This is a genomic window from Providencia sp. PROV202, assembly GCF_028479565.1.
GTDB classification, from domain to species: domain Bacteria; phylum Pseudomonadota; class Gammaproteobacteria; order Enterobacterales; family Enterobacteriaceae; genus Providencia; species Providencia zhijiangensis.
The window spans coordinates 73,687-92,054 of record NZ_JAMPNV010000008.1 but is presented as its reverse complement, the minus strand read 5'-3'; the positions used below and the strand labels follow the sequence as shown (position 1 = coordinate 92,054).

The following is an 18,368-nucleotide window of genomic DNA, read 5'->3' as shown; positions in this document are numbered from 1 at the left end:
GGGTGAATGGTGAATAAGGCATTCACAACAAAAATGGCTGATCATGGTTAATGTGATGACTGACGGTTTAGTCCCACTGAAATCCAGTGACGAATTCGCCGATGAAGATAAAAGGCAGTGCCAGTGGCGATAAGCAAATCAACCAGTAATATCGTGGTGGCGATACCTTCAGTAAAACCGTATAGCCAACCGGATGACATGATAATCAGTAGGCTAGAGAGGGCTAATCCGATAATGATGGACGAGATAATGGCAATTAATTTGGGGTTGAAATGGATTTTATAATCAATCCCTTTAAAGGCACTTAAAACCCACAAGCCTAATTGCGCCAAGAGTTGTGGGATAACCAACGCCAAGAGATATAAAACGAAGTACATCAATGTGATCCCATACGGGTTCATGATGAGAGCGATAAGCTGGAAGTGAGTTAACAATACGCCAGTGATCCAAAGGCATAACAAAATACTGATAACAATAGCGATGCGTTCTAAACCCAGTTGTAAGTGTGAAACGGTGTTCATATTTTTAAGCTTCCTTATGTGATGATGAATTCACGATGTGAGGGTGATTTTGAATAGGCTCGGCCCATTCGTGACCGCAATCGCGGCACATCCAGCCCGTACCCCATGCAATGATGTCTTGCTCAGAAGAGCAGTGAGGGCAATGTGTTGGATGTAATGCTGGTGGGGTTAATAGCGTCATGGTCGGCTCCTTTCTTTGTGTGATGGAAGAGAGGTAAGTACTTGTGATATCAATCGAAAATGCGGTAAGGCTGCGATAAAACTGTTTTGTTGTGACAATTGCGTCACTGCGTGTTTCGGTGTGAAGGAGGTATTGAGCGGCTGAACTTGCTGGATATCCTCCAACAACAAGACATGCACTTGCTGGTGGTATTCCGCCAATAAATACCACTGGCCTTCACGGTAAATCAGTTGATAAGGTTGTAGTGGATTGAAGCGATGCTCAGGCGTAAGTAAGCTAATAGATTGCTTACTGGTAATGGCATACACCAATTGATAGAAATGGTCAGCATGCAAAGCCGAAATCTTATGGGCATGATGCCAAATCAAACAAGGCGCATGGGGTTGTTGGGTTAACAGTAACCCCAGTAAGCGGCTGTCTAGCCCCGGAAACAATCGAGTCATTCCAATCTGTTTCACAAAGGTAAGAACATCTTTGTCTCGGTAAGCTTTTAGCGTATTGATGGGCAAGCGATAACAACCTTGCCGACCTTCTACACCCAGATAAGCCAAGCGTTCACGTAAATCCCGTTGTAACGTGCGTTCAGAAACATTGAACTCTTGTGCTAAACATGAGAGCACAAGGCTTTCTCCTGCCATTAAGCGGGCAATCAACGCAGAGAGTCGCACAGCCATGCGGTCATATTTTCGGTTAGTCTGAAACATAACGTATTGCTCTCAATAACAGACGTTAGGAAATTAAGAAGTGAGGGAGTTTAACTTAGGGGATTGACAGGTTATGTCTGTTGGGAAAAATTCTCATTAGGCATTTTAATGAAAAATCACTATAAGTAATTCATTGATAAATAAAGTTATGCTTTTTATTTGAACGATAAGAAAGTAAGGCGTAACGACACAACCTGTCAGGGTGGGAAAATTAGTTGGGTTGGCGAGGAGCGAGTTGGTTAAATAAGGTATCCGCCATCACCCACAGGGCTTTATTGAGTTTGATATCGCCATCAATCCCATTAACCGAACGAGTACGAGCGCGTTTACCTTTTGCGGTTCTGCCTGATAATCCTCCTTTAATCAGGTTTTCTTGTAGACGTTGGTACACCGTCCAAAGGTCTTCTTTTTTATCTTCAAAGCGTCGAGGCTGTAGAATTTGCTCTCGTGTGACGGGCTGGAACTCTTCACCAAAGCGGTAGGTCAACGCCGCTTCAGCAAAGGCTTGCTGGGCGGGTGGAGGTAACAATAACGACTGCATACTTTCGCGTTTTTCAGCGACCTGCTCAAACGTATCGAGTACTTCATATGCCCCTTCAATCACTTTCCTCACCACATCCCCTTTATGGGGGACACGCACTTCACCTAATACATCACCGCACACCAAACCGTTGGAGCATACAGCTCTAAAGAGTCCCGGCAACATCTGGTAGCTACTCGAACCGTCATGGCTATTGAGCAAAATAATTTCAGGCACTTGTACGCCCGTGATTTGGTCATGTCTCCGCAGCCTCAACATGTGCTTGGTGTGCTCTCGACGGCTGACATCACGCACTCGAGTCTGGCAGGCAAAGAACGGGTAAAAGCCTTCTTTTTGTAGGCTGTCTAACAAGGTGATGGTTGGGATGTAGGTATAACGTTCACTGCGTGACCCATGCTTATCTTCGGAGAAAACGCTAGGCACAGTACGAAATAATTCTTCAATGGTGAGTGGACGGTCACGACGAATACTGTTAGCAGAGCCAAAACGCGAAGCTAATAAACTCATGATAGACTCCTGATTAATCAATTAAGTGGAAAATGGCAGAGGATTCGGGATGTTGTGAAGCATAGTCACGCAACTGATAAAAGCGGTCGCACATCACTTCGCTTTCTGTTTGGAATGACCAGATGCTGTACAGGATCAGACACACCGCAATGCCTGCCGCCTCTTGGCTCACGGTGGCTTCATTGCCGTTGTGCATGTTGAATAAGGTTAAGGTGTCTGCGTTGATATCGGGGTAGATAAAGGCACCGCCATTATTGAGCGAGCCGTACTCCCAGTAACCGCCATGATATTCGTCGCAGAATTGACCCATTGTGGTGAAGATGACCACTTCAAAGGTGGCCCAGCCTTTCACTGCACCAAAATGGTTGAACCAAAAATCAAGACGTTGTTCATCAGGGACTAATTCCATTGTGATAGCAGATTCAGTTGTGTTACTCATAAGTTGATACTCCAGTAAAAAGAAATAAAAAAGCGCCAATCCCGTTAAGGACTAGCGCTAGATGTCATCAATGTTGCGTTAATTTAATAAGCTAAAAGAACAGGCTCCACAGGGATTTAGCGACGGAGACGATGCTGTTTTTGACTGTACCAATCGTGCTTTTTATCAAGACAGGCAGGGGAAGGATGTCTATCAGTGTATCGACGATATCACTGACACATTGCCCAAAATCGTTACGTGCGGAGTTCTCTACGGATTGCGTTCGGTAAGTGTTGTTCAGTTGCCTAGCGACACCGCTACTAGCCTCTGCCGGTAATACCTGTATTAATTGCTCTGCTAATTCAGTCAGTTGGTAACCTTCTGCCGCAGAAACCGTCATCACAGGATGATGCGGCTTAAAAGCGGTTACTACGGCTTGTTGCTTCAGTTCCAAGTTAACCATTTGTTCTGAGGATGGCTGGTGGTTGTGTTCGTTCCACTGGCGACAGGGCTCTATTTTGTCGGCCTGATTCAATACAAACAGAAATCGTTCAGATTGGTAGCCACATTGCTCAGTAAGAAAGCGATAACACTGTTCATCAGAAGACCATGCCCGATCATCGGCTTTGAGTACCCAGATGATTAAATCCAGTTCTGGTAATAAGTTACGATATAGCTGGTGGTACTCTTTATCTCGCTCAAGGCTTTCACCTACGCCGGGTAAATCTACAAAGGTGAGTGTATGATTGTTCATCGTCATACTGAAGCGTTGAGATTGGCGTGTACAGCCAGAGACATTACTGACGGGCGATAGGACAGATTGGAATAGGGCATTGATTAAGCTGGATTTTCCAGCCCCTGTTTTACCCATCAGGCCGATGGTAGGAGAGTAGTTGATAAGGTGATTGAGTTGGTTGAAAAACAGATTTTTAAATGAAGCAGGAAAGGCAGAAATAACCCTTCCTAATTCAGGATATTCGTTCATATTGCTTCCTTGAAAATAAATTCATCATCATTCAAGGTAATAATATATATTTGAAATTGTTTTAATTTTTCTTTTCAACTAACGATATAAGTTCTTTAAGTGGATCTCGTGGCAAAACAATTTCCTCAATCATCGCCTCGATAATTTCGTTAATATTTTTATTATGATTTTTAGCTATTTCTTTTAATTTCAACATAGATGACTTTGAAATATATGTATTGAGTACAGCCTTATCTTTAACTCCATCACGATACTTTTTTTGGCTCCATGCTTTCTTTGTTTGAAATAAAAAAAGCTTTACACGTTCTACGGTTGAAATAACAGCCCAATAATCAAAACAGGAAACAATGATTTTCCATTTCTGATTTTTAATAAGAACATTAACATCATCATCAGCAGCAATATTTTCACGCATCATCCTCTCTCCTATCCATTTTAACGCTTCAGTTTTTTTTGACAAAAATGAAAAAGGATCTGGATACTCTTTAGTAATAGATAAAGCTTTATCTCTCATTTGAAAAACTATTGCATTAAAATCTTTAGGGGTCATAAATAAAACTATAAAATCCAAAAAACAAACAATATAATGAAAAGGTATATTTTTACCCATCATTGGACTCAAATTTAAAGGTGAATAATTATACACCCCAGCCATAATTGATTTGTGATCCATTTCTATAAGGTATTTATTATACAACTTCATGAGAAAGTTTAAGATAACAAATGATATTCTTTCATCCCTTAAAAAAGATAGTTGTTCTATTGGAATAGTTTTTCTTTCCACCTCTCTTAAATAATGATCAACATTATTTAAGACATTCCCGACATGCTGATTCAACTCACTAATTAACGTATTAACATTCTTACCTCTTGCCTCGATAATCATTTTATAAAAATCTTCAAGTAATAGTGTTTTTACTGAAAGCATACTGAATAGGACAGCATAATATTGTCTACACTCTAAATAATTATCATTTACATCTACACTTATCATACACTCTCTCCACCTAGTATTTTTTGCAGACCTTTACGCTGTATTTTACGTAGTATTTAAGATGTTATTATGCTACATAACAATCAGTATTTATGTGTTGAAAATCACTATAACAACACAAATTATTATTAGAATGAAGACTAATCTTTAGATAAGCTAATATCAGAGTTGAACTACTTGAAAAAGCATCAGTTCACCTTTGTTCAAAAGCGCTCTATCACGGTATCTGTGGTGAAATAGAGAAGAGCCCAGCCGTGTTGGTATAGTATTATATTAATAAAGAAAACCTATCCCATAACTACACCTAGAACATTAATCATTACCCTGTCACTGACTCACTAATTCATATGCTCATCATTTTTCTAAAGTGATGAATTCTTATTTTTAACAACATCCATTCTAGATATGAAAATAAAACCAACCAAAGGTATCAATCATGTCTAGAAACACCCACAACAAGCATTACATTCAAAAGATAAACCACACCATCCGTAAATCGCTCTTAACCTATAATCGAGTTACTGCTATTCGAGTGGACTTGCGCTTTCCTTCATCAGATATACTTCACTTAAGTGACTCCAATGCCATCACCCGATTTTTTGAATCGTTAAAAGCAAAAATAAATGCTGACCTAAAACGTAAAAATAAAATATGGAAGCGTAACCATTCATGCCCTTTGTTTTATGTATGGGTCAGAGAGTTTGGTGAGATAAAAAACAAAAAACACTACCATATACTTTTGCTATTAAATAAAGATGTTTATTGGAACCTAGGTGATTTCATCAAAACTGAAGGAACACTCTATGCATTAATACAGCAGGCATGGTGTAGTGCTATTGGTGTGAATGAGCGTTATTTAGTTCATATCCCAGATAACGCTGTTACTTGGCTAGATAACAATAATGCCAACAATGAAAGTACGATATTCGAATTAAATCAGCGCTGTCGTTACTTAGCCAAAGAGCATACAAAATATTATGATGATGGCGAGCGTTCTTTTGGATGCAGCCGTTAATCTAGCAATAAAAAACATGAGGGGGATATCTTTTGGAAGAGAGATATCCCTAAATACTTATCGATATCCCTTCTGCCTTTTAACTTTAAAGACAGGAGTTCAATAATGAGCACTCAAGCAATTCCCTTATTAGATGACCAATTCGTTGATATGAAATTTATAACCCGCTTAACCGGACTAACAGATAAATGGTTTTATAAATTGATCCAAGATGGGGAGTTTCCAAAGCCGATAAAACTGGGGCGTAGTTCTCGTTGGTTAAAGAGCGAAGTTGAAAATTGGTTACAAGCACGTATTGCCGAATCCAGAGTCTAACCATCACATCACTCCCCTATTCTGCGTTAGTAACACCAACATTTAAGTCACACTGAAAACTCAACAATGAGAAAGTATCATGCTCTTTATGAGACATTGCTACGCCATTACCAACTCTGACTGAATGGACTTACCAAACTTACTGTCGCTCACGGAATGCTTCATCCCTATATCAAGAATAGTTACCAGCTGGTGGAGAGGATCATTGGCAAGCAGATGGAGAACCAGGGGCTGGAGATAATAATGAATGATTATGTATTATTCACAACAACATATTTTATTTAGTTAACAGCATAAACACATACAGAGTGTTGAAGTTGCCAACAACACTCAATCCTATTCACTTTCTTAGGGTTTGTACTTAACTGACCTCTTCATTTGCATTTTTACATCGTGTACTACCAATCACTATTTGACCATCTTCCTTGATAAATTCACTTTGTTGCTGATTAGGCAATATATCTAATACGACCTCTGATGGCCGACACAACTTTACACCTAGCGGCGTGACAACAATCGGCCTATTGATCAGTATTGGGTACTGCAACATAAAATCGATCAATTGCTCATCGGAATAAAGGTTATTTTCTAAATTTAATTGCTCATAGGGCTCAACATTTTTGCGGAGTAATTCGCTGACTGTGATTTTCATATCGGCGATAAGTTGCACTAGCACATCCTTAGTCGGAGGTGTTTCTAGGTAATAAATAATCGTTGGCTCAACACCACTATTGCGGATCATGGCAAGGGTATTACGCGAAGTGCCACAATTGGGGTTATGGTAGATAGTGATCTCATTCATGGGGTTACCTTTAATTTAACAGTGAAAGTCGAAGTACTAAAGCAACGAGTGTGACAATGAGCACTGGGATAGTCATGATAATCCCTGTTTTGAAATAATATCCCCATGTAATGGTCATGTTTTTTTGCGATAAAACATGCAGCCACAGCAATGTAGCCAGACTCCCTATTGGTGTGATTTTTGGACCCAAATCGGCACCAATCACATTCGCATAAACCATTGCTTGCTGAATTAACCCTGATGCTTCACTTCCTTCTATGGATAGCGCACCAATTAACACCGTTGGCATGTTATTCATTATTGAGGATAAAAATGCAGTTATAAATCCCGTACCAATTGTTGCTACCCATAACCCTTTGTCTGCAAGGTAATTGAGCGTTTCAGAAAGATAATCGGTTAACCCTGCATTTCTTAAACCATAAACAACCAAGTACATACCTAAAGAGAAAATGACGATTTGCCACGGTGCTCCACGTAATACTTTTTTGGTATTAATCGTATGGCCTCTGGCTGCAATCACCCAAAGAATTAAAGCGCCAATAGCCGCAATTGCACTGATTGGAATACCTAATGGTTCTAAGACAAAGAAACCAATAAGTAGCAGTACCAATACCAGCCAACCTGTTTTAAACGTTGTCATGTCCTTAATGGCTAAAGTCGGTTCACTCAGTTTGGTAACATCATATTGTTTAGGAATATCTTTGCGGAAAAACCAATGCAGCATCGCTAATGTTGCAATAATTGCAGCAATATCCACTGGCACCATAATCGATGCATATTCAGTAAATCCAATATTAAAGAAGTCCGCAGAAACGATATTCACGAGGTTCGAAACGATCAGCGGCAAGCTCGCCGTATCTGCAATAAACCCGGCAGCCATGACAAATGCTAATGTCGTGCCTTTGTTGAAACCAAGTGCCAATAACATCGCAATCACAATGGGCGTTAATATCAATGCTGCGCCATCATTGGCAAACAAGGCCGCAACCGTTGCACCAAGTAACACGATATAACTGAATAACAGTTTTCCTTTACCCCCACCCCATTTGGCAACATGTAATGCAGCCCATTCAAAGAAACCACTTTCATCTAAAAGTAGGCTAATGATAATTACGGCAACAAATGTCGCCGTGGCATTCCAAACAATGTTCCAAACAATAGGAATATCTTGAAAACTGATCACACCAAAGATCAGTGCCAATACAGCCCCTACTGTGGCACTCCAGCCAATACCCAGTCCTTTGGGTTGCCAAATAACAAAGGTGATCGTTAAAATAAAAATCAATGCGGCAATAAACATAACAACCTCATTTAAAAGGTGCTTTTCCGCACCTTTTATTTTTAGAAAATAAAACTTACTCTGCAAGCTGACTTAATGCAGATATCCCCACAGGCTCTGTTTCAAGCAAAGGAACAATAGCAACACGTTTTGCCAATGTTGATGTCACTTTTTTAATCTGAGCGACTTCCTGTTCAGCTCTTGAAAGTAACAATGGTGATGTTGTTTCTGTGATAGATAGACTGTTATTGATTACCCACGCCCACGGATGTATATCTGCCCGTATTAAATCATTTTGTAAGTTCTCCGCCTCAAGCACAGGCGTAGTTTCAGCGAGTGTCGTAATAATAACTTTGGTGCGTTCAGGATCTTGTAATTGCATCATCGGCGTTAAATAATGACCTTTCTCGCCCATTTTTTTAGCAATTTCTTTATGGTATGCCCCTGTTGCATCCAGAAGTAATAATGTATGCCCAGTCGGCGCAGTATCCATGACGACAAAACGTTTACCCGCATCTCTAATGATGCGAGAAAAAGCCTGAAATACCGCAATTTCTTCTGTGCATGGAGAGCGTAAATCTTCCTCAAGTAATGCACGCCCCTCTTCATCTAAACCTTTCCCTTTTGTTTCTAAGACATAATTACGATAACGCTCAGTTTCAGCGATAGGATCAATTCGGCTAACTTGAAGGTTGGGTAAAACACCATCGAGGGTTGATTCAATATGCGCGGCTGGATCAGATGTGGTCAGATGTACATCAAGCCCTTTTTCTGCCAATTTAACTGCGATTGATGCCGCAATCGTTGTTTTCCCTACACCACCTTTGCCCATTAACATAACCAGCCCATGCTGTTGCTGAGATATTTTGCCAACCAGTTCTGACAAGGTAGGTAAAGAAATAGGTTGTTTTGTCGGGGTAATAGTTGGAACTTGTGGCATGTCATTCGATAACAACTGCTTCAGTGCATCGACACCCACCATATTGATATTTTGTAAATAAAGAATATCGACAGGTAACGAGCGTAGGGCTTCAGGCATAGACGCTAATGCCGCTTGTTCACGAGAGTAGAGCGCATGGGATAACTTATCATTTTCAGTCACCGCCGTTTCAGGGAAAACACCATTGACAATCAATTGCTGATTTTTGATACCCAGAGATGACAACTCACTATAGGTTCTTGCAACTTCCCTCAATGCGGCAGACTGAGGTCGTGCAACCAAGACTAGCCTTGTTAGTGATTTATCACTCAACGCTTCCACCGCCATACTGTACTGCTCACGTTGTTTATCAAGACCAGACATTGGCCCTAAACATGACGCACCATCAGGATTGTCACTAATAAAATCACTCCACGCACTCGGGAGTTGTAATAAACGGATGGTATGCCCCGTTGGTGCGGTATCAAAAATGATATGGTCAAATTGCCCCGTAATTTCGGTATTAGTTAACAATCCAGTAAATTCATCGAAAGCTGCAATCTCTGTTGTACAGGCACCTGATAGCTGTTCCGTAATACTTTGAATTACCGCTTCAGGTAAACTTTCTTTGATTGGATTAATAATTTTGTTTCGATATTCTTCGGCTGCGGCTTGAGGGTCTATTTCAATAGCAAATAGATTTGGAACCAATGTTATTGGCTTAATATTGTTGCCTATCGATTGAGAGAATACTTGCCCAACATTAGAAGCTGGATCAGTGCTCACCAGTAAGACTTTTTTCCCTTTTTCAGCCAACTTAATTGCGGTCGCACAGGAAATAGAGGTTTTACCCACACCACCTTTTCCAGTAAAAAATAAATAATTAGGTGTGTTATCTAAAAATTTCATTTTATTGCTCCTGTTAACAACACGTTTTACCATTACCACAACACGATTTAACAATTTCGGCTTTTTCAATATTCAGGCGAATACCAAACCATCTGGCTAGCTCATGTCGTTTTGGGTATCGACCAGTCAACACAATCTCACCATCCAGAATCAATAGTGGAAGTGACTCGGCACCTGCGGTTTCCAAAAATATTTTTGCTTTTGTGTTGTTAACGAACTCCATAGGCTCTTGCGCTAAATTAAAACGCCTTATACTTGCCCCTTGTTTTTTTAACCAATCCACATCTGTTGCGAAGTCTACCAATGCTTGATCGACTTCGGTTCCGCAAACACCAGTGCTACAACATAATGCGGGATCAAATACTTCTAGTTTTTTCATACCTCAACCTTATATATGATTTTTCGAATATGTTAACTTAAAAATTTTTATTTTTATATAGAACAGCTACTCGCAGACTCTTTTGTCTCTAGACTCTTAAGCAAACCTGCAACTCTATTTTTCTCTGTGGCATAGGTGACATCAATGATACTTTTCACCCAAGCTAGTAATGCCGGAGATAAACGATAATGAACCCATTTACCATGTTTTGAATCGAGCAAAAGACCTGATTCTCTTAGCATTGCTAGGTGTCGAGAAGTCTTTGGTTGCGATAAATTCAAGGCCGTATAGATATCACAGACACATAGCTCACCAGATGCTTTCAAAAGCAACACGATATCGAGCCTTGTTTGATCACCTAAAATTTTAAACAGTTGTAATGGTTCCATGTGTACCTCTTTAGCTATCTATGACCTCAAATTACCCCCAAAAACTACATACGTCAAAGCATATATGTATTGTTCTATAAAACTATTCAATAATCACTTATAAACTGTGGGAAAAACAAGTTTTACGCTTCATTATACTATTTTAACCTACTTAACGTATTATCAGCCGTAGCTTTGAAATGAAAATTATATTGCAATTCATAAGTTAAATGGCATTAGTGCCTAATGAAACGACATAAGCTATGATAGTGAGAAAAATGTACCTCATGTGCACAATGTTAAGGATAGGAAATGGTCAATATCCCTGAAGGTCATATATCGTTTTTACCCCCCGGCAGTAATGAATGGAAAGCATTAGATTTTCAATCTTATATTTGGAATCGCGACTTTATTGAAAATGAAGCATTAAAAAATGCAGGTTCCCCTCCATTGACACCACAGCCTCTTAATGAAGCTCAAAAAAAAGAATTGCAAGATAACCAACATTACATTAACGATCTATTATTAAAATCGCTGCAATTTCCCAACCTTTCTTTTTTTGCTGGCAGTGGTACTTCACTTGGTGATGTTGGTGGACCAAGCATGTGGGAATTATGGAAAAATGCTATGTGGAGTGACCCAACAGCAACTAGTAATGGTGAGCTAAAACCTGAGGCGCTTTCAGTATGTCAAAAAGTTAAATATTCTGAACGAAACTACCCTAATATTGAACATTTTCTTTCAAACTGTGAAGCTTTATTAGCATTCCAAGATGATGAAGAAGTATTACAGTTTCTAAATAACGTTAAAACGATTATTTTAGATAAGTGTCGTTCTTTTTTAGAGAAGGATAGTAGTGACCTTTCCTCATATATTAATTTATTACAAAAAATGGGGAGGAGAAGAGTTAGAGACCCAAGGCTTAAAATATTTACCACAAATTACGATCTCACATTTGAAACCGCGGCTTCTGAATTAGGAATGATGGTTGTAGATGGATTTTCATACACAGGCATTAGACGGTTTGATGGTAAATATTTTAATTATGATGTGATAAAAAGAGATGAAAATGATCATGACTTTGTTGAAGGTGTATTCCAATTATTTAAACTTCATGGTTCAGTTAGTTGGCTAAGAAAAAATGGACAAATATATGAAGACCAAAATCCAATAGCAACAAATGCATGCCTTATTTACCCTGCTAAAGGTAAATACCAACAAGCATTCATCCAGCCGCATCTAGAATTGCTCTCTCGATTTCTAGATTTTTTACGTAAAAAAAATAGCTGTCTAGTTATTTCTGGCTTTGGTTTTAATGATGACCATATTTCAGAACCTATTTATTCTGCAATAAAATCAAATCCTAGCATGAGATTAATTATAGTAGATTTCAAATGCACATCACATATTTTGAATAATGGCAAAAATGGTTCTAGTAAATACTGGACGCTATTTAAAGAACTATCTTTATCTGGTCATGACATTCATTTTTTAAATGCATCTTTTAAAGATTTCGTTAATTTAGTGCCTAACCTTAAAGCATTAACCCCAGCGGAACAATTAGCCAATGTAATAAAAAAAATTGGAGTAAATGATTGAATATGATTAACCAAGCTCTCAAAGGTGGAATATTAAATAGTTATTTAAAAGTTGGAGTCGTCTCCTCCATTTATTCACAAGCCGTTAGAGCCAATTTAATTTATGTAGGAGAAATTAGTGGTACGTACATGAATGGAGATCGATACGGTATAGGAGAAGTTGGTGAAATTCTATTAATTGAAGGACAACAATCAATTGTTTTGGGACGATTAATTGAAGTTAAAGTACCCGAATATGAGCGTGGGGATATATCTAATGAATCAATACATAATAAAAAAATTGATGCTATTGGTATTATACAGCTTCTTGGTACTATTGATCCATCTAACTTACGTATTGATTCAGGAATTAAAGCATACCCTAGATTAGGTGACATCATCTATTCTGCTCCATTAGAATTTATATCTTTAATACCAGAACTCATTAATAAAGGTATTAAGGATAATAATGATGAAAAAATTGGAATCGTTCTAGGTCATATTGCTGGTGGAGAATCAAGCATTGTTACAGTTGAACCAGATAAATTATTTGGTAGGCACTGTGCTATTTTAGGTGCGACTGGCGGAGGCAAAAGTTGGACCACTGCAAAATTAATAGAAGAATGCTCTAATTATGAGAATTCAAAAACAATAATTATCGATGCAACTAGCGAATATAGATCATTCGCTTCTGAATATTGCTCACACTTTCACTTAGGTGATCCTATTAATAAATATGAATCATCTCTTGAGTTTCGCATACCCCCAACTGATTTCATTGAATCAGATTTTATTGCTATGTTTGACCCATCAGGAAAAGTCCAAGGTCCAAAACTAAAAGAAGCAATTAAAAGTCTTAGGTTAGTATCTATAGACCCTACAATTGCAACCAATGGTATTTTACGCAAAATAAAACAACCGAAGGCTGATTATCGGAGAGCTATGAATACCGGAGATAACTCTAAACTTGTTGATGACCCAAGCCAACCATTTGATGTAACAAAACTCATACAGCAAATAGTACAGGAGTGTAATTATGATAATGGAGATGACTCGTGGGGTAATGCTGCAACCCAAGATCTTAGTTACTGTTCCTCATTATTAACAAGAATTCAAGCAGTGACATATTCAAGTTCTCTAAAATCAGTATTTCATGGAGATGAAAAAGTATTAAAACTTGGTGATATATTAAATGATTTCCTAATTTCCAATAAACGTGTTCTGCGCTTATGTCTAAGTGATATCAGCTATGAATTTTTTGCTAGAGAAATTTTAGCCAACGTTATTGGAAGAAAGTTATTAACTTTAGCAAGATGTGAAACATTTAGAACACAACCATTATTAGTAATAGTTGACGAAGCTCATAATTTTCTAGGAAAAAGAGTTGGCTCAGAGGATCATTCTATAAAACTTGATGCTTTTGAAATGATCGCTAAAGAAGGACGTAAATATGGGTTAAATATTTGTTTAACAACCCAACGCCCGAGAGATATTACAGAAGGAGTTCTTAGTCAAATTGGTACACTGTTAGTACATAGACTCACAAATGATAGAGACCGTGAAGTTGTTGAACGGGCATGTGGAGAAATTGATAAATCAGCTGCTTCATTCTTACCAAGTCTAAAACAAGGTGAGATCGCATTAGTTGGTGTTGATTTCCCTATTCCGATGACTATTCAAATAGGAAAACCGATCTACCCTCCAATATCTGACTCTCCCGGATATGGTAATATATGGAAAAGAACAGTCATTTAAATTTAACACATTAATAGCCATCTTTACATCTAAACATAAAGATGGCTATTTATCACTTAAAATTCACACTCACCACATTCCCTACCCCACACTCCAACTCATCAATATAGTCCGCATACCACTGGATCATCTCTCTTCTGTTTTCAAGGTACTGAGCATGGTTATACGTACCACGGATGGTATTCTTATCAACATGAGCGAGTTGAAGCTCAATCCATGCAGTATTGAATCCCTTCTCATGCAAGATAGTACTCATTGTGTGCCTAAAACCATGTCCAGTCGCTTTTCCATGATAACCAATACGTTTAAGGACCTGATTAACACTCGCTTCGCTCATTGGCTTGGTAATGTCATTTCTACCGGGGAATACCAACTTATAGCGTCCTGTAATAGCTTGAACTTCACGTAATGCCGTGATGACTTGAGTCGATAATGGAACTAGATGTGGGCGGCGCATTTTCATTCTTTCTTTGGGGATCTCCCAAATACAGCGTTCGAAATCAAACTCACCCCATTCTGCTAAACGTAGCTCAATAGTTCTCACACCTGTTAACATCAGGATTTTAGTTGCTAGCCGAGTAATTGGGCTACCTGAATAATGATTTAATGCATTAAGAAATTCAGGTAATTCGTTAGCAAGCAAATGTGGATAGTGTTGTGCTTTAGGAGGTGTTAATGCGCTAGCAAGTTCAGAGGCAGGGTTGTATTCCGCTTTGCCCGTTACAATCGCATATCTGAAGACTTGGTTGCATGCTTGACGGATCTTACGTAACTTGTCTAGCACTCCCCTTTTTTCTAGTTTACGCAACGTACTGAGTACTTCTAGTGGCTTAATTTCAGCAATTGGCCTTTTACCTAGATCAGGAAAAATGTCATTTTCAAATGACTCCATCAGATCTTCTGCATAACCTTTAGACCAGTTTGGCTTTTTATATTCGTGCCACTCAAGGGTTACTGCTTGAAATGTATTATTAACCGCCGATTTGCGTTCTATCTTTTCAAGCTTTTTCTGTTCTGAAGGATCAATGTTGTTAGCTATTTGACGTTTTGCTTCATCTCTACGCTGCCTTGCATCAGCTAAAGAAATTTCAGGGTAAACACCAAGCGCTAATGTTTTTTGTTTTCCGTCGAATCGATATTGTAGCCGCCAGTATTTAGAGCCATTAGCATGCACGTAAAGGTGCATTCCTTCACCGTCAGTGAGTTTGTATCCTTTATCGGCAGGCTTTGCCGTTCTTACCTTCACATCTGTTAGTGCCATATAGGAACTCCCATGAGTTTGTGTTGGTATAAAAATTCATTGAACCTGTATGTACCAACGCATATACCAACAAATATTACTTGATGTAGGTTGATATAGGTAGACGTCAGTTGAACGAAGAAAGGTTAAAATCAGCTAATCCACTGAATTTTAGGCATAAAAAAAGACATCGGTTGATGTCCATTGACTTCGAAATGGTACGCCCTACAGGATTCGAACCTGTGACCTACGGCTTAGAAGGCCGTTGCTCTATCCAACTGAGCTAAGGGCGCATTATGTGCGCAGACAGCCTATCTGGCTGATGGCGTTGAATTATACGGTTGCTGAGCGCCGAGTCAATGGCTTTTCACTACTTAAATAACGATATGGTTACTTTATCTATCAGATAGACCTGACATTGCTAGCAAGTTCTGACAAAATAGAGGCATCCCCCGTGTCTCATATATGGATTAAGTTACAGATGTTAGCAAAAATTATTGATGGGAAAACGATTGCGCAAGCAATTAGACAGGAAGTTGCTCAAAAAGTACAAACTCGTATTGCCAATGGTAAACGAGCTCCAGGGCTTGCCGTTATTCTCGTAGGCGCTAATCCCGCTTCTCAAATTTATGTTGGCAGTAAGCGACGTGCTTGCGAAGAAGTTGGCTTTATTTCTCGCTCCTATGATTTACCAGACACGACCACTGAAGCTGAATTGCTCAAGCTGATTGATGACCTTAACCAAGATAATGAAATTGATGGCATCTTAGTTCAGTTACCATTACCTGCTGGCATCGATAACGTCAAAGTGATCGAACGCATTCATCCCGATAAAGACGTCGATGGTTTCCACCCTTATAACGTCGGGCGCTTATGTCAACGTGCCCCTCGCCTGCGTCCTTGTACGCCAAGAGGGATTGTTACCTTACTTGAGCGTTATGACATTAATACCTACGGTTTAAATGCCGTTATCATTGGCGCATCAAATATTGTTGGTCGTCCGATGAGCCTTGAATTATTATTAGCGGGCTGCACCACCACCGTCACCCATCGCTTTACCAAAGATCTCGAACAGCATGCCCGTAATGCGGATCTACTGGTCGTGGCTGTGGGTAAACCTAACTTTATTCCAGGCGAATGGATCAAACCGGGCGCTATCGTTATCGATGTGGGTATTAACCGCTTAGAAAATGGCAAAGTGACTGGAGATGTTGACTTCGATGAAGCGTCAAAACGCGCTGCATGGATCACACCCGTACCGGGCGGTGTTGGGCCAATGACCGTGGCTACACTGATTCAAAACACGCTACAAGCGTGCGAAGAGTACCACGATATTTAATGTAATTTGGAGTCACAATGGATATTTTTCATCTTGATGGTCATCCCCATATTGAGCTATGCGACCTGCTAAAAATTGAAGGTTGGGCGGAAAGTGGCGCGATGGCAAAATCAATGATTGCTGATGGCTTAGTGCAAGTTGATGGCGTTGTTGAAACACGTAAACGCTGCAAAATTGTCGCAGGCAAAGTCGTTTCTATGGGAAGCGAACAAATCAAGGTGCAAGAGTAGTTCTCACAGCACCCTTGATAGAGGTGAGCTGAGCTCTGTTCAGCTTACCTTTTGTTACCCAATCAAAAAGCCCACTTACTGCTTGTTTTTGTTGGGGATAATGGTGCATTTGTGAATTCTTGTAATTGCCGATATTGTGCTTCATTCTGGACCATATTCGGGCTTCCTGTTTCCCGTAACGCTAATACGATATTTTCCATCGATAGTTTATTTCCTGCCTTTCTCCACTGCATGCATGCCGCTAATACCCCAGTTCGGCCAACGCCAGCTTTGCAATGAATAACGGGAAGCGGTTTATTTTCTCCTTCTATTTCTACTCCTTGATTTTTATAGAGTTCAAATAAGCGACCTTCATTGATGATTCTAATGAGCTGGTTTAATTTAACTAACTCCTCCGTTGTCACCGTTCCCCCATCATCCCAATTAGTCACGTGGATCACAGGGATTGAATGCTTTTTATAGCCATTAAAAATATCCATTTTATATTGGCTAAACTCTAATGATTTTTCTCCTACATTGATTTGTTTAGGGACTACTTTATAGTCTTTTTTTTCTCGCCTAGTGGTAACTTCAATGGCGCCATATTTTTGATTACTCATAAAGTAAGGTGGCAGCTTATCTTTTTGAAAAATAGAGCCGTGGATCTCATTTTTTGATGCTAAGACGACTAATATCGGAGTCTTGTTTGCCATAAGCATAGATAGATGATTTTCAATGGCTTGAGCATTATCTTGGGGGTATTGGCAGCGAATGGCTAAATTTTCACTCCCCACTTGTAGCCGATTAGCAGCAAGGCTCACAATGGATTTATTGGCACTCCGTATAGATATTTGCGTGTGTTTCGCACTACCAATATTGGGATATCGCTGCCCTCTATTCTCCGTGTCGTATTCAATGTTTTTTTCATCAATAAGTGCATTCGTTTTCTCTAACAGCTTATCAAATTCAGAGCGCTGAACAGTGGCTAAAATATCTAATTTTAACTTTAGTCTATTTCTTTTGACGGATTTTGTTTCAGACAAATGAGGGCTAAGTTCGGAGATATTTTGGATGGATTTAATGCGTTCAGGGAAATGGCTTGTGTGTGATGATGCTGGAAATTCTGTCGATTGCGATACAGTTAGTCGATTAGCGTTTATTGGAAGCATATTTAGCCTTATCTCTATTTTCATCGTGAGTGAATTCACCGTTTCGATGACCCAATATTAAAATCCATTGTTAACATTTCACTTAACAGTATCGATAACCGCCCCACCTCACGCTTGCAAATTTAGCCGCAGCATCCATAAAAAAACCCACCAAAAACAGATCATTTTTAGTGGGTTTTGTTCTTATTTGTTAACCTACATCTATCTAAATATTACCACTAAAAAGTTGTATTTTTAGGGTG

The 18,368-nt window shown here is 39.3% G+C and carries 20 protein-coding genes and 1 tRNA gene; 6 read left to right on the top strand and 15 right to left on the bottom strand.

Annotated elements, in window-relative coordinates; translation table 11 throughout:
* Positions 1-47: 47 nt before the first annotated feature.
* The 7 genes from PR799_RS05265 to PR799_RS05235 all read right to left on the bottom strand — a co-directional run bounded on the left by PR799_RS05265 (position 48) and on the right by PR799_RS05235 (position 4,851).
* Positions 48-521 carry a hypothetical protein gene (locus tag PR799_RS05265; RefSeq protein WP_112837246.1) on the bottom strand — a complete coding sequence of 158 codons (474 nt, stop codon included), beginning with the start codon at positions 519-521 and terminating at the stop codon, positions 48-50.
* A 4-nt stretch (positions 522-525) separates the two neighbouring features.
* Positions 526-702 (bottom strand): hypothetical protein, encoded by a 177-nt coding sequence (locus PR799_RS05260; protein WP_164561163.1) that lies wholly within the window; start codon positions 700-702, stop codon positions 526-528.
* Positions 699-1,406, bottom strand: a complete 708-nt coding sequence (locus PR799_RS05255) for a helix-turn-helix transcriptional regulator (protein ID WP_112837247.1) — start codon at positions 1,404-1,406, stop codon at positions 699-701. The genes PR799_RS05260 and PR799_RS05255 overlap by 4 nt, the downstream gene beginning before the upstream one ends.
* Before the next feature lie 211 nt (positions 1,407-1,617).
* Positions 1,618-2,454, bottom strand: coding sequence for a DUF932 domain-containing protein (locus tag PR799_RS05250; protein ID WP_272513295.1), 837 nt, complete (start codon positions 2,452-2,454; stop codon positions 1,618-1,620).
* 13 nt (positions 2,455-2,467) lie between these two features.
* Positions 2,468-2,893 carry an antirestriction protein gene (locus PR799_RS05245; RefSeq protein ID WP_036968152.1) on the bottom strand — a complete coding sequence of 142 codons (426 nt, stop codon included), beginning with the start codon at positions 2,891-2,893 and terminating at the stop codon, positions 2,468-2,470.
* A 91-nt stretch (positions 2,894-2,984) separates the two neighbouring features.
* Positions 2,985-3,857 (bottom strand): GTPase family protein, encoded by an 873-nt coding sequence (locus tag PR799_RS05240; RefSeq protein ID WP_067401695.1) that lies wholly within the window; start codon positions 3,855-3,857, stop codon positions 2,985-2,987.
* A 61-nt stretch (positions 3,858-3,918) separates the two neighbouring features.
* Positions 3,919-4,851, bottom strand: a complete 933-nt coding sequence (locus PR799_RS05235; protein WP_272521408.1) for a hypothetical protein — start codon at positions 4,849-4,851, stop codon at positions 3,919-3,921.
* A gap of 436 nt (positions 4,852-5,287) precedes the next feature.
* Here PR799_RS05235 and PR799_RS05230 point away from each other — a divergent pair, with 436 nt between their 5' ends.
* Both PR799_RS05230 and PR799_RS05225 read left to right on the top strand, forming a co-directional pair.
* Positions 5,288-5,866, top strand: a complete 579-nt coding sequence (locus tag PR799_RS05230; protein ID WP_067401698.1) for an inovirus Gp2 family protein — start codon at positions 5,288-5,290, stop codon at positions 5,864-5,866.
* A gap of 105 nt (positions 5,867-5,971) precedes the next feature.
* On the top strand, positions 5,972-6,181 hold the full coding sequence (locus PR799_RS05225) for a helix-turn-helix transcriptional regulator (RefSeq protein ID WP_036968140.1): 210 nt from the start codon (positions 5,972-5,974) through the stop codon (positions 6,179-6,181).
* 361 nt (positions 6,182-6,542) lie between these two features.
* Here PR799_RS05225 and arsC read toward each other — a convergent pair whose 3' ends face one another.
* From arsC to PR799_RS05200, 5 genes are read right to left on the bottom strand one after another with little or no spacing between them, the layout of a single operon-like run.
* On the bottom strand, positions 6,543-6,983 hold the full coding sequence (arsC, locus tag PR799_RS05220; RefSeq protein WP_112837252.1) for a glutaredoxin-dependent arsenate reductase: 441 nt from the start codon (positions 6,981-6,983) through the stop codon (positions 6,543-6,545).
* Between the two features lie 10 nt (positions 6,984-6,993).
* Positions 6,994-8,283: an arsenic transporter gene (locus PR799_RS05215; RefSeq protein WP_036975217.1), complete on the bottom strand. Its 1,290-nt coding sequence runs from the start codon at positions 8,281-8,283 to the stop codon at positions 6,994-6,996.
* A gap of 55 nt (positions 8,284-8,338) precedes the next feature.
* A complete protein-coding gene (gene arsA / locus PR799_RS05210) occupies positions 8,339-10,090 on the bottom strand; it encodes an arsenical pump-driving ATPase (protein WP_112837253.1) in 1,752 nt (583 codons plus the stop codon).
* A 13-nt stretch (positions 10,091-10,103) separates the two neighbouring features.
* A complete protein-coding gene (arsD, locus tag PR799_RS05205) occupies positions 10,104-10,469 on the bottom strand; it encodes an arsenite efflux transporter metallochaperone ArsD (RefSeq protein ID WP_112837254.1) in 366 nt (121 codons plus the stop codon).
* Positions 10,470-10,522: 53 nt separating this feature from the next.
* On the bottom strand, positions 10,523-10,858 hold the full coding sequence (locus PR799_RS05200; protein WP_112837255.1) for a metalloregulator ArsR/SmtB family transcription factor: 336 nt from the start codon (positions 10,856-10,858) through the stop codon (positions 10,523-10,525).
* A 291-nt stretch (positions 10,859-11,149) separates the two neighbouring features.
* Here PR799_RS05200 and PR799_RS05195 point away from each other — a divergent pair, with 291 nt between their 5' ends.
* Complete coding sequence (locus PR799_RS05195; RefSeq protein WP_112837256.1) at positions 11,150-12,436, top strand: SIR2 family protein; 1,287 nt, start codon at positions 11,150-11,152, stop codon at positions 12,434-12,436.
* A gap of 2 nt (positions 12,437-12,438) precedes the next feature.
* Entirely contained in the window at positions 12,439-14,169 is a 1,731-nt protein-coding gene (locus tag PR799_RS05190) for an ATP-binding protein (protein ID WP_112860379.1), read from the top strand.
* A 52-nt stretch (positions 14,170-14,221) separates the two neighbouring features.
* Here the strand turns inward: PR799_RS05190 and PR799_RS05185 are convergent, their stop codons facing one another.
* Together PR799_RS05185 and PR799_RS05180 are read right to left on the bottom strand one after the other, a co-directional pair.
* On the bottom strand, positions 14,222-15,430 hold the full coding sequence (locus tag PR799_RS05185; protein ID WP_112837258.1) for a tyrosine-type recombinase/integrase: 1,209 nt from the start codon (positions 15,428-15,430) through the stop codon (positions 14,222-14,224).
* A gap of 195 nt (positions 15,431-15,625) precedes the next feature.
* Positions 15,626-15,702: transfer RNA gene (locus PR799_RS05180), tRNA-Arg, on the bottom strand.
* Between the two features lie 188 nt (positions 15,703-15,890).
* Between PR799_RS05180 and folD the strand changes: the two genes are divergently transcribed.
* Both folD and ybcJ read left to right on the top strand, forming a co-directional pair.
* On the top strand, positions 15,891-16,748 hold the full coding sequence (gene folD / locus PR799_RS05175) for a bifunctional methylenetetrahydrofolate dehydrogenase/methenyltetrahydrofolate cyclohydrolase FolD (protein WP_272521409.1): 858 nt from the start codon (positions 15,891-15,893) through the stop codon (positions 16,746-16,748).
* Between the two features lie 17 nt (positions 16,749-16,765).
* Positions 16,766-16,978, top strand: coding sequence for a ribosome-associated protein YbcJ (gene ybcJ, locus PR799_RS05170; protein WP_108478314.1), 213 nt, complete (start codon positions 16,766-16,768; stop codon positions 16,976-16,978).
* Between the two features lie 62 nt (positions 16,979-17,040).
* Here the strand turns inward: ybcJ and PR799_RS05165 are convergent, their stop codons facing one another.
* Positions 17,041-18,150, bottom strand: a complete 1,110-nt coding sequence (locus PR799_RS05165) for a protein-tyrosine phosphatase family protein (protein WP_272521407.1) — start codon at positions 18,148-18,150, stop codon at positions 17,041-17,043.
* Positions 18,151-18,368: the final 218 nt, after the last annotated feature.

Bases quoted from the DNA above. Each gene is read 5' to 3' on its own strand.
- PR799_RS05255 (WP_112837247.1), bottom strand. From the start codon at position 1,406: ATGTTTCAGACTAACCGAAAATATGACCGCATGGCTGTGCGACTCTCT.
- PR799_RS05215 (WP_036975217.1), bottom strand. From the start codon at position 8,283: ATGTTTATTGCCGCATTGATTTTTATTTTAACGATCACCTTTGTTATT.
- arsC (WP_112837252.1), bottom strand. From the start codon at position 6,983: ATGAATGAGATCACTATCTACCATAACCCCAATTGTGGCACTTCGCGT.
- PR799_RS05195 (WP_112837256.1), top strand. From the start codon at position 11,150: ATGGTCAATATCCCTGAAGGTCATATATCGTTTTTACCCCCCGGCAGT.
- PR799_RS05235 (WP_272521408.1), bottom strand. From the start codon at position 4,851: ATGATAAGTGTAGATGTAAATGATAATTATTTAGAGTGTAGACAATAT.
- PR799_RS05165 (WP_272521407.1), bottom strand. From the start codon at position 18,150: ATGAAAATAGAGATAAGGCTAAATATGCTTCCAATAAACGCTAATCGA.
- PR799_RS05190 (WP_112860379.1), top strand. From the start codon at position 12,439: ATGATTAACCAAGCTCTCAAAGGTGGAATATTAAATAGTTATTTAAAA.
- PR799_RS05250 (WP_272513295.1), bottom strand. From the start codon at position 2,454: ATGAGTTTATTAGCTTCGCGTTTTGGCTCTGCTAACAGTATTCGTCGT.
- PR799_RS05260 (WP_164561163.1), bottom strand. From the start codon at position 702: ATGACGCTATTAACCCCACCAGCATTACATCCAACACATTGCCCTCAC.
- PR799_RS05225 (WP_036968140.1), top strand. From the start codon at position 5,972: ATGAGCACTCAAGCAATTCCCTTATTAGATGACCAATTCGTTGATATG.
- ybcJ (WP_108478314.1), top strand. From the start codon at position 16,766: ATGGATATTTTTCATCTTGATGGTCATCCCCATATTGAGCTATGCGAC.
- PR799_RS05200 (WP_112837255.1), bottom strand. From the start codon at position 10,858: ATGGAACCATTACAACTGTTTAAAATTTTAGGTGATCAAACAAGGCTC.
- PR799_RS05265 (WP_112837246.1), bottom strand. From the start codon at position 521: ATGAACACCGTTTCACACTTACAACTGGGTTTAGAACGCATCGCTATT.
- arsA (WP_112837253.1), bottom strand. From the start codon at position 10,090: ATGAAATTTTTAGATAACACACCTAATTATTTATTTTTTACTGGAAAA.
- PR799_RS05230 (WP_067401698.1), top strand. From the start codon at position 5,288: ATGTCTAGAAACACCCACAACAAGCATTACATTCAAAAGATAAACCAC.
- folD (WP_272521409.1), top strand. From the start codon at position 15,891: ATGTTAGCAAAAATTATTGATGGGAAAACGATTGCGCAAGCAATTAGA.
- PR799_RS05240 (WP_067401695.1), bottom strand. From the start codon at position 3,857: ATGAACGAATATCCTGAATTAGGAAGGGTTATTTCTGCCTTTCCTGCT.
- PR799_RS05245 (WP_036968152.1), bottom strand. From the start codon at position 2,893: ATGAGTAACACAACTGAATCTGCTATCACAATGGAATTAGTCCCTGAT.
- arsD (WP_112837254.1), bottom strand. From the start codon at position 10,469: ATGAAAAAACTAGAAGTATTTGATCCCGCATTATGTTGTAGCACTGGT.
- PR799_RS05185 (WP_112837258.1), bottom strand. From the start codon at position 15,430: ATGGCACTAACAGATGTGAAGGTAAGAACGGCAAAGCCTGCCGATAAA.